The sequence below is a fragment of the Paenibacillus eucommiae genome (assembly GCF_017874215.1).
Lineage (GTDB): Bacteria > Bacillota > Bacilli > Paenibacillales > NBRC-103111 > Paenibacillus_AI > Paenibacillus_AI eucommiae.
This window is the reverse complement of record NZ_JAGGLB010000001.1, coordinates 168,410-180,219: the sequence shown is the minus strand read 5'-3', so window position 1 is coordinate 180,219 and position 11,810 is coordinate 168,410. Positions and strand designations below refer to the sequence as shown.

General features: G+C 45.1%; 6 protein-coding genes. All 6 read left to right on the top strand.

What is annotated here, in order from left to right; translation table 11 throughout:
- Positions 1-26 precede the first annotated feature (26 nt).
- Positions 27-866, top strand: coding sequence for a carbohydrate ABC transporter permease (locus J2Z66_RS00625; RefSeq protein WP_209968559.1), 840 nt, complete (start codon positions 27-29; stop codon positions 864-866).
- A gap of 32 nt (positions 867-898) precedes the next feature.
- Positions 899-1,624 carry an SDR family NAD(P)-dependent oxidoreductase gene (locus tag J2Z66_RS00620; RefSeq protein ID WP_209968556.1) on the top strand — a complete coding sequence of 242 codons (726 nt, stop codon included), beginning with the start codon at positions 899-901 and terminating at the stop codon, positions 1,622-1,624.
- Between the two features lie 306 nt (positions 1,625-1,930).
- The gene (locus J2Z66_RS00615) at positions 1,931-7,288 is read left to right on the top strand and encodes a DUF4838 domain-containing protein (RefSeq protein ID WP_209968553.1); all 5,358 of its coding nucleotides are present in this window, start codon (positions 1,931-1,933) and stop codon (positions 7,286-7,288) included.
- A 136-nt stretch (positions 7,289-7,424) separates the two neighbouring features.
- Positions 7,425-9,311, top strand: a complete 1,887-nt coding sequence (locus tag J2Z66_RS00610) for a right-handed parallel beta-helix repeat-containing protein (protein ID WP_209968550.1) — start codon at positions 7,425-7,427, stop codon at positions 9,309-9,311.
- Positions 9,312-9,855: 544 nt separating this feature from the next.
- Positions 9,856-10,128, top strand: coding sequence for a hypothetical protein (locus J2Z66_RS00605; RefSeq protein ID WP_209968547.1), 273 nt, complete (start codon positions 9,856-9,858; stop codon positions 10,126-10,128).
- A 456-nt stretch (positions 10,129-10,584) separates the two neighbouring features.
- The gene (locus J2Z66_RS00600) at positions 10,585-11,577 is read left to right on the top strand and encodes a LacI family DNA-binding transcriptional regulator (RefSeq protein WP_209968545.1); all 993 of its coding nucleotides are present in this window, start codon (positions 10,585-10,587) and stop codon (positions 11,575-11,577) included.
- Positions 11,578-11,810: the final 233 nt, after the last annotated feature.

The window sequence follows — 11,810 nt, the reverse complement described above, 5'->3', positions numbered from 1 at the left end:
CGAATAAGAATGGGGGTGTGCGGGCTGTGAAAGAGAAAACATCGTTAATCGGAGATACGCTATGGAGAATTTGCCTGGTCGCGTTTGCTATTTCGATTATTGTCCCGCTGCTGTGGCTGTTTTATGAATCGCTCAAAACGAACCGGGAATTTTTCCGGGATATTTGGGCGCTGCCGGAAGTGCTTCAGTGGAAAAACTATGCCAAGGCGTGGGAAACGTTTAAATTTGGTCAGGTGTTCTTTAATACGCTGTATTATGTGGGCGGAAGCCTGCTGCTGGGTACGTTCCTGACAGCTATTAACGCTTTTGCATTAACGAGGATTCAGTTCAAGGGAAGAGCCTTTATTTGGTCGACCATTATGCTATCGCTATTTCTTCCTGGTATCAATGCTTTGGTGCCGCAGTATGTATTGATGCGCGATTTGCATCTGACGAACAGTCTTACCGGACTGATTATTCTTGACAGCCTTGGCGAAAGTGTGTTTTTCCTGCTGCTGCTTAGCGGATTTATGCAGTCGCTGCCGAAGGAGCTGGAAGAAGGTGCATTTGTCGATGGGGCTTCCTTGTTTCAGGTGTTCTGGAAAATTATTATGCCATTATCGATGGCGGGCATTGTGACGGTCGGTATTTTTAAATTTATTGGACTTTATAATAATTTTCTCGGGCCGTTTATTTATCTGGGTGATGAGAGCAAGTATACGATGGCGGTCAATATGTTTTTTGCGAATGCGAGAATGCAGTACAGCTCTGACTGGGTTACGTTATTTGCTGGTGTCGTGATTTCGATGCTGCCGCCTGTCATCCTTTATATATTGTTCCAACGGAAGGTAATGGAAGGTGCTACACTGGGCGCAGTTAAGGGATAGCCATTCACATAATAGAATCGAGGCCATACAACATGAATGATATGCTGCAAAATAAAGTGATTTGGGTTACCGGAGCTATGGGGTTAATCGGCATGGCTTCGCTGGAGGTGTTTCTTGCCAAGGGGGCTCTCGTCTTAGGAACGGACATCCGTGAAGATGAGGCGAACCCTGTTATTCAGCGCTTGCGGGAAACCTATGGAGAGAAGCTTGTGCTGAGTGTTTCGGACGCTACAGACGAGCAGCAGGTGAAGGAAAGTGTACTTTCAATCAAAGAGGCATTCGGGCGGCTTGATGGCCTTTTCCACAATGTGTATACCCAAATCTGGAAGGGCGTGCTTGAACTGACCCTCGAGGAATGGAATGCAGTGACTACAGGAACGCTCACAAGCACCTTTTTGGTCAATAAATATGCGATTGAAGCCATGATTGAAACTGGAGGGGGCTCGATTGTTAACACGTCCTCCATATTAGGTAAAATACCTGTAAAGAACACATCTGCAGCATACAGCTCAGCGAAGGCGGCTCTCAACCATTTGACCCGGATTATTGCAGTTGAATATGCCAAGTATGGATTACGTGCTAATGCGATAGTTCCCGGTGATATCAAAACTGCTGACCATTTGCAAGATGTTAATAATTTGCTGGGACGCAGCGGAAGACCGGAGGAGGTTGCCGAGCTCGCCGCATTCCTTCTGTCTGACTCTTCTTCTTATGTGACAGGCTCCTTGTATCCGATTGATGGGGGCTTTAATCGATAAAAGACTCGATAAAATACTGAACATAATCAGCGATAAGATCTTGCTTTGAAGGGAATTTCTCAGGCAAGATCATAATCGCATTGATATAGATGATAAGCATTGACGGAAACTTTGACATTGGCTCAGAAAAGCTACAAATGGACAAATAGTGGGAGGTTCTGCTAATTGTCAGGGGACTTCATGTTTTCTATGATGAAGGTAGAAGTGAAAGGTAATAAGGAGTTCATGAAAGGGGGCTAAAACGAAATTTAATTGAAAGCGCTGTTATATTTGGAGAAATAATTGAACCAGGGAGATGAAAGTAGCATGACTAGAAGATTCAAACGCGGCTTGTCCATCATCATGACTATTTGTATGTTGATAAGCATGATTCTGCCTTTAAGCTCCACGGCTTTGGCCAACAACTCTGAGCCGGATGATAATGGTCTCGACCGGTCTGATCTGGCAGGACATTGGGCCAAGCCTGTTATGGGCAAATGGATTGATCAGGGGCTAATTCAAGGCTACGGAGATAACGAGTATCGTCCGGATCGATTAGCGACAAGAGCTGAGTTTGTTGTGCTGATGAATCAGATTTTTCGATTTACGCAAAGCACAGAGGGCCAGCCCTTCACGGACGTACAAACCAATGCATGGTATGCGGAAGATGTATCCAGGATATATGCCGCAGGTATTGTTGAAGGCTTAGGCGGTGGTAAGTTCGAGCCTGAAGCGCAAATATCGCGAGAGGATGCAGCGGTCATTGTGGCCAGAGCCTTCCGCATCGCTTTTGCCAGTGAGGATAATCAAGGATCTGCTGGGGCTGGTTTTACAGATTACGACCAGATCTCTTCCTATGCGCTTGAAGCTGTAGCCGGATTACATGCAGGGGGCTATATTCAAGGGCGTGAGAACCAGAAGTTTGTTCCTAAAGGCAAAATAACCCGGGCAGAAATTGTGCAGCTGATCGATAATGTGATGGGTACTTTAATCAATAAGCCAGGAACGGATAGCATTGAAAAATCCGGAAATTTGGTTGTAAATACGGATGGCATTACGCTGAAAGATCAAGTTATATCCGGTGATTTGTACGTAACCCAAGGTGTCGGAGAAGGAGACCTGATTCTTGAAGGCGTAACTGTAAAAGGGAAAACGTATGTGATGGGCGGCGGTAAAAACAGCATTAAAGTGAAGGATTCCAAGCTTCAAGGTGCGCTGATTGTACATAAATGGAATTCCCTGATTCGCATCCTGGCTTCAGGAACAACAGAAATACCGCAAACTCTGATGCTTTCCGGAGGCATTCTGGAGGAAGAAGGACTTGCAGGGGACTCAGCTGGATTCAAAGATGTTGAGGTCAAGATGGTGAGCCCCGCCGACAACTATGATGTTACATTTATTGGTAAATTTATGCAAATATGGAATCAAAACCAGGGAGCCAGGTTCCAGCTTCCGCTTCATACGATGATCAATAAGTTCATTTTCGATGAAGCAGCAGATGTAGGTGGAGAAGGGGAAATTGAGCAGGCCAATCTGAATGCAAATGGCGTGAGTCTTAACAAATGGCCGAAAAAGGTTGAATTTGCAAAAGGAATATCAGCCAAGATTGAGGGTAAATCCGTGACGGAAGATATCCGTAACCAGTCATCCGGTTCGGGTGGTTTTATCAGCAATCCACCGGATACTGGAAACCCATCAACTGGAGTATCCATCGTGAAGTCAGGTATACCTAATGCAGATATTATTATTAGTCCTTCTGCCACTGATTTGGAGGAGCTAGCTGCATCCGAGCTGCAAAGTACGATTAAGATGATCAGCGGCGCGGAGCTGCCGATTGTGGTTGCGGATTTGAACAACGTTGTCAGTGTAGAACTCCGGCAGAACGAACTGAATGTAACGAAGAGCGGCAAGTATCCGCTGCAGTTCCAGCTCCTTAATAACTCCAATGCTCCAATTAGCGTGGATCTGGTGAAGAGTGATAACGGGCCCATTATGTTGGCAGCAGCTAATGGAATTGAACTTTTGGCAGGTCAGAGCAAGACAGTAGACAGCTTTGTGCATGTATCTCAGGCAACTCCGGATGGAAATTACGTGATGACGATTCGTGTCCAAGTAGATGGCAGCGAGTTAGATGCTTTGAACTTGACCGTGAATCTGAATCGTAATCTGCTATTTAATAGTGGGATGGAGCTTCATAACGCTGGGGCAGCTACGCCTGACGGCTGGTATGCGCCAGAGAACGTGGGTTCAGTAGATAATACAGTTGCCTATAAAGGTAATTCTTCGATGAAAATGAACCTTGGCAGCTATGCATATACCCATAGCCGCACGAATCAGGAACTGCGGTTAAAGCAGGATACGGAATACATGTTGAGTGCATGGGTCAAAGGCACATCATCAGGACAATCGGTTCTGGTAAGCATTGAGGCTGGGGAGGATCTCAGCAAGAAACAGCAGACCTTCGCGGTAAGTGATGATTGGACGCACTTGGAGATGCGGTATACGCCGGATGCCCAGCATGCCCTACGATCTAACGGTATTTATTTCTTGATCTCAGGCAGCACTAGTATGTTGTGGATCGATGAGGTTGCTTTGGCCGAGGTGGAGCCGGTAAGCGTACATTTGCAGCAGAGTGAACTGAATGTAACGAAGAGCGGTAATTATCCCGTTCAATTCCAGCTTGCTAATACAAGTGATACGCCAGTTACGCTGGATTTAGTCCAAACAGATAACAGTTCTCTGACGTTGTCTTCAACAACTGGAATTGAGCTTGGGGCCAACCAAAGTAAAATTGTGGACAGTATGGTGAATGTTCCGGCGACAGTTGCAGATGGAACCTACAAAATCACCGCTGCCGTTAAATTGGATGGACAAATGCTGACTGAATTGACCTTGACCATTCACGTAAAGCGCAACCTGCTATTCAATAGCGGCATGGAGCTTCAGAGCCAGGGAGCTTATATGCCGGACGGCTGGTACGCACCAGCGGATGTGGGTTCGGTAGACCACGTTAACTGGCATACGGGCAGCAGCTCTTTAAAGATGAGCTTGGGCAGTAAAGAATATACGCATAGCAGAGGAGATCAGCAGCCCCAATTTGAAGCAGGTAAAGAATATTTGCTGAGTGCCTGGGTAAAAGGTACGTCACCAGGGCAAGGGGTACTCCTGAGTATTGGTGAAAACTTGAAGCGGCAGGATTTTGCTGTTGGCGAAGAGTGGGAGCTCTTAGAGATGCGTTTTACCCTGGATGCTGAACAAGTCGCTGCTTTTACCTGGATTTACTTCTTTATAAGCGGTGCTACAGATACATTGTGGATCGATGATGTTACCTTGGTCGAGGTGGAGCCTGAACAACAGCTGGAACGACAGCTGGAGCAATCGCTGGAACAACAGGTTGAACAGCAGCCGGAACAACAGGCAGAGCAGCGGGTTGAAGAGCAGGGTGGAGCTGATCAGCCGCTGCCAACTAGTCCGGATAGTGAAGACGTAACGATTCTTAGTTCGGATTCGGACGATAGCGACCGTATTCAAATTATTCTTGGAACAGCTGATTCTTATCCGGAATTATTGGGAAGCTATGCAGCCGACCTGGATTTCCTCAAGGATTCCGATGGATTTGCAGTTAGAAAAGCGGGCAATCGCATTTATATTTTAGCAGCTGAGCCCAAGGGAGTTCTGAACGGCGTCTATGACTTTCTGGAGAAAAATGCCGATATCTTCTGGACACGGTCTGTGGAATCTGGCACGCTGTACGAACCACAATCTACCATAAAGGCATCGAAAGTCGATTATCGGGAAAAATCACCATTTGCTGTGCGTGGATGGCATCTTACAGGTGTCGGTGCGAATAAAGATCCTCACTCCGATCTGGAGACCGAGAAATTGATGGCGCGCAACAAATTAAATGCCAAATTTGCAGAAACTATGAACATGCATTTATGGCAAAGGTATGAAAAAACAGGGCTAAATGCTGTTAATCTGGGCCATAATTTGGAGTTCTGGGTGCCGAATAATGTGTATTTCGCTGAGCATCCTGAGTATTACAGTACGGATCTGAGTGGAAATCCACTGCCTGTTGCCCATGATACGCAAATTAACTTTTATAACAAGGATTTACCTGGCGTTATCGCAGGAAGAGTGAAGGAATTTCTGAAAACTCAACCGATCGAATATGTGGGAATAGGAATTAATGATACCCATAACTTCAATATGGGAGAACTAAGCAAACAGGAATTTATTGCGGATAATGGTGTTGTAGTTCAGCCTGATGATCCTGCCTATAAATCTACCGTCTTCTTTAACTTTCTGAATCAAATAGCTGCCAAGGTGAAGGTGACAAATCCGGGAGTGAAGATTGTGACTTTTGCTTACTTCTTCACAGATACGCCTCCGAAGGTAGCGTTGGAAGATAATATTGTGATTGTGATGGCGCCAGCGAATGAAGATGGGAGAACGCCTCTGAATTCGAATAATCCAGATAATCCTAACTCTATGTATAAAGTCAAGTTGGAGGACTGGGCCAAGAAAACCAAAAATGTTGTGATGTACAATTACTATGGCTGCTGTTATACACACTCCTATGAAAGACCGATGGCAGAAAAGGTTCAGGCGGATGTGAAGTTCTACAGGGATTTAGGCATTATGGGCGTCATGCCTGAGGGCTCAGTCGATTACGGTATCGTAGATACGATTGGAATGAATATGTATCCTGGTGTTGCTCCTTCATGGGGGGTTAATGCGCTGCAGTTCTGGTTATACCACAAGCTCTTTTGGAATCCGGATGCCGACCTGCAGAAGCTGACGAGAGAATTTATGAATAAAGCTTATGGAAAAGCCGTCGTACCGATGCAGAAGTATTATGATCTTATCAAGCAAGGATGGAATTCTGATCAGCAGGTGATCAACTTCTATTCCAGTGAAAGTCAATTAATAGGAAACTATATTATAAAAGCAGGAATAAAGGATGCTGCACAGAGTGCTCTGAACGAAGCATGGAAGCTGGCCGATGCGAAGGAACGGGCAAGAATCGAGCCGATTAAAAAGACTTTTGAAATGATGACATACTTAATTGGAGGTATTCCCAAGCTTTCCGCTAATGCGGTTAAAACGACTGCAAGTAAAGCAGATATTCTGCAAGCTCTTGATTTCAGTCAAGGACCTTGGGTCAAAGCTGAAGCGTTTAATGACTTTAGGGTTCAGAAAACGAGAGCGCCTGTAGACGTTGAGACAAAGGTGTATCTGCTGTGGGACGATGAGAACCTCTACGTTGGCTATGAGAATTTTGATGATGATGTCTCGAAAATGATTGTAAGTGACAGCGCCCCTAGCAACTGGTGGAGCAGCGGAGCGGATGACTCCGTAGAAACCTATATCACAGGGGACATCAACGGAGACTTTTACGCCTTCTTTTCTAACCCTAAATCGGTTCGAATTACTTATAAGAAAGGGGTAATACCTATACCTGAAACGCCATGGGAAATGAATGCCAATACGGAAACAGATCGTTGGAACGTTATTCAAGTCATTCCATTCGCAAGTATAGGCGTAGATATTACCAAAACAGATACATTAATGGGCTTCTTCTTTAGAAATTATCATGGAGCAAATGGACTGTACGGCTGGGGAGGCGGTTCGGTCTGGAATTCATCCGACTTTAGCCCGATTCATCTTATCACGAAAGACTAGCTTGCTTTGAAGTAAGTGAAGTGTATTTGTCCAGGAATGCCGCCCCAAACTCAATGAGGAGGGGCGGCCCCTTTTCAAAACAGGTAGTTCCTTTTCACAATATTCAACATATTCAACATCCAAGGAGGCTAAGAAGATGAACAAAGAAGAAGCTTTTTTTACCGCTGAAAATGAAAGCGTTCTATCTGAAAGCGAGGGATTTATTAGCAGGCGAAAATTACTTGTCTCACTAGGCGTAGCGGGGGCTGCATTATCGGTAGGCAGCTTGCTGCCTATGAAGGGAACCATGGGCGTTGCGCATGCTGCAGTGGGTAGTGTGGAAACGGTGACGATTGCTGATTTAAGGCTGACGACGAGTCCAAGCACGCTGACGATTTATTTTGTAACGGATTATGAAAAGGAAGGGTATTTTTATTATACGCCTGCAGACACGACCTCTGCGGATAATACAGGAACCGTGGTCGTTTCTTCATCGGGAGCGCGCTTTAAACGAATTACAGAAGAGGACTGCGTGAATGTGAAGTGGTTTGATGCGAAGGGGGACGGAGTAACGGACGATACAGCTGCGATGCAGGCGGCTTTATATGCTGGATTAGGTACGGTGTATGTACCTGAAGGCACTTATATCATAGACGGGGTAGTGACCTGGGCGAATCGGGATGCTCCGAACCGGGGGTTGGATATTCCGGATCACACCCATTTGCAGCTATCTCCGAAAGCCGTGATTAGAATGATCACGAATGCTTCAGATTCTTCAACGATTATTCGCATTCAGGATCGCACCCATGTGAAAATATCCGGCGGCACCATTGAAGGCGACCGCAGCACCCATACAGGCGTAGGTGGTGAATGGGGCTATGGAATCTGCCTGAACGGGGCGAAGAACGTAACGATCGAGGATGTCATTGTCAAAAACTGCTGGGGGGACGGCATCTTTATTAGTCAAGGCATTGCTACAACTGCGCCATCTTCAAATATCAAAATCATTGGAGTCACCTGTGACAACAACCGCCGTCAAGGAATGAGCTGTCTTGCTGTAGACGGTATTTACATTGCTGGCAGCAGCTTTAGAAACACGAACGGCACACCGCCCCATTCGGGTATTGATTTCGAGGCAGAGATCAACATGGAAAATAAAAATATTAAAATTGTCGGCTGCGAGTTTATCAATAATACCGGGGATGGCATCCAGTTAAACAAATCAGCGGCGCATTTTGTTTTCAGCAGCAATACTTTTGTGGGGAATGGCGGCAGGGGGATTTCCACTTTTTTGAATGTACACGGGTCGATTATTGGAAATACGTTCATCGGCCATACAGCTAACAGTGCGATCATGGTATTGAATTGCAATTATGTTACAGTTTCGGAAAATCAATGCAGCGGAAATAATACCGGTATTTATGTGGGAGTGTCTGCTCCTCATGTTTCTATTAGAAATGGGGATAATAATGTTGTTTCCAATAATACACTAGATTCCAATATATCATTGGGCATTATCGTGACGTCTGCGAATAATCAAATTACAGGTAATCAATGCCATAACAACACGGATTACGGGATCTACTTATATGCGGCAGCGAACAATATGGTTTCCAATAATAAGGTGAACCAAAACGGCACAGGTATTCTCGTGTCCGACGGCTCCAGCGACAATACCATTAGCGGCAATATCGTTGAATTGAACAAAAAGGATGGCATTTATATCAACGGTGGGGCGAATTACCTGGTAGCCGATAATTACTGCATGGGCAATGGACAGCTGACAAACGCGACCTACAGCAATATACAGCTGAGAGCATGTACACTCTCGTCGTTCCAAGGCAATGTTTGCCGCAGAGGAAGTCAGTCGAACAAGCCTGCACTTGGCATTTTGTTAAGTGGAACGGGCAGTGGCAACCTGGTAACCAACAATGACTGCTACCAAGGCGGGACCCTCTTCGGGATCAGCGATTTGCATACGGCCACTCTATTTGGAGCTGGTAACCGCAATAATGGGGGAAGCTTTTCTACTACGCCTAGTTAAAGTAAATAGAACATAGCTTGCTTATGGCCTGGATATTATTCCGGGTCTTTTTTTATTGAACTAAAAGACCCGACCTGTAGCCGCCATGGAGCAGCCATGGAGCAGCCCCCCCTCCTCGAGTGGAGCGTGTGCGTGACTTAACGATGTTTTTCATCGTTAAAACAGGTGTTTCCAGGTCAATCAGCACTTTAATGATGTTTTTCATCGCTAAAAGTGGTCAGAGGGCATCTCTGGGTGGTGAAAAGGGATTTTAACGATGTTTTTCATCGTTAAAGTAAGGTTGTGGGGACGACCTGGTACTTTTAGCGATGAAAAACATCGTTAAACTACGTTAAAGTAGTAGATTCCTCCCATCTCTTTATCGTGCTGGGCCGAAGTGGCAGAATGTATGGGAAAAACCGTCTACAATGTGCTTGAGCGTGGCCAAAGTGGCAGAATGTATGGGAAAAACCGTCTACAATGTGCTTGAGCGTGGCCAAAGTGGCAGAATGTATGGGAAAAACCGTCTACAATGTGCTTGCACGTGGCCGAAGTGGCGCAATGTATGGGAAAAACCGTCTACAATGTGCTTGCACGTGGCCGAAGTGGCGCAATGTATGGGAAAAACCGTCTACAATGTGCTTGCGCGTGGCCAAAGTGGCAGAAAGTATGGGAAAAACCGTCTACAATGTGCTTGCGCGTGGCCGAAGTGGCAGAATGTACGGGAAAAACCATCCACAATGTGCTTGCACGTGGCGAAGTGGCAGAATACATGAGAAAAACGGCCACACTTGGCCAAATTGATCTACTTATTATAAAGTTTAAGTTTTTGGCATAAGTCTAACGTCGATTGTCTAAGCATAGATTTAAAGTGATAAAGTAGTGAAGTGGTGAAGTGTTAAAATATTTAAATTCTGAAATCTAGATAAAACTCCATGTTTTCCTAATGTACATTCTTCCTTACGCTAAGGAAGCATACGTCTGGTGGCTGTCCGTTTAAGCTTGGTGCTCGTGCGATTGTAGCTGAGAGAGGTAAGGGGTGTGGGAGGAAGAGCGATAGCGTCCGCCTTTAAAGATTTGTTCCTACCTCCTTATTTATACCATTCAAAGGAACAAATCTTTAACAGCGGCTGGAGCCCACATCCCTTACCTCCCAAGCACAAGCATTAGCGTTACGAACAAACTCCTCAAAGGATGCCCTACGGAGTATTGTTTTTAAATTAATTTAAATTTAGTTTGACGAATTAATTGATTTTATGTATGCTGAACGTAATACTTGTGAAGGGGAATCCTGATGACCGTAAGAAAGAAAGATATTGCTTCCTATTTGGGAATATCGCAGGCAACTGTTTCCTTGGCACTTAACAATCCGCCGGGCAGCAAGATTGCGGAAGAAACGCGAATTAAAATCTTGAAAGCAGCCAGGCAGCTTGGTTATAAAGATTTAAATGCAACGCCGCAAATTTGCTTTATTATTTATAATCGGGAGCCTGAGGACCCCGTCTATTCTTATATTTTGTCCTACATAGAGAAGGCAGTCAGGGAAGCTCATTTCAATTTCATGTTTATGATCATGAATTCGAAGAGTATGGCGGAGTTGAACCTGGGGCAGTTTTTGAGCTCGAAGGAGCTAAAGGGCGTGATTGTAACAGGTGATATTGATGATGCGATAACGAAGGTGATTCTGGATGCGAACATTCCCTATGTATTCTATGGGGGAAATGCCCGTGAAGGTTTACATATTGTTATGCCGGATCATTGGCGGGCCGGATACGAGGCAACCCGTCATTTAATCCGCCTGGGCCATAAGAAAATTGCTTTGTTTTGTGGGAATCTGGATAATGATGTGCATCGATTTGTTCTGGAAGGTTACCGCAAGGCGCTAGAGGAGCACGATATTGTGTTTACTAGTGAACGGGTTCAGGCCAGTAAGGAAGAGGATGGCTATGAGATGTGCGGGCGGGCACATTATTTGAATGTAGAGTATACGGGGCTTATTTGCTCCAATACGCTTATCCAATTTGGAGCTTTGCAGCGGCTTAAGGAGCTGGGGGTTTCCGTTCCTGCTGACAAAAGCTTGATTGGCTACGGTTATACAGTGCTGAATAGTGCAAGCATTCCAGAGCTATCGTCCGTTCATATGGATTGGATAGAAGTTAACAAGTTGATCCAACAATTAATTGCTATTATCCATGATCCGTGTCGTCCTAAAGAGGTGATCTATCTTTCCGAGATGCTTGTTTATCATGGGGGGACTTGCGCAAATGCGAGCCAAGGGGAGCTGTGAAGGGCTGTGAAAGGCTATGAAGGCTGTGAATTAGCTGTAAGAGGGTCTTGTGAGGATCTGTTTTGATGGACATATTTCATCTATTCCGTCGAAACAGATTGCTTTTAATATACGAACAAAATGAAAGCGCATTCTCAACTCGATTTATTATCATTTTTAAATAAAATAAATATATTGACATTAAACTTAAATTAATTTAAATTATAGGAGTTGGCAGTTAAAAACAATCATCA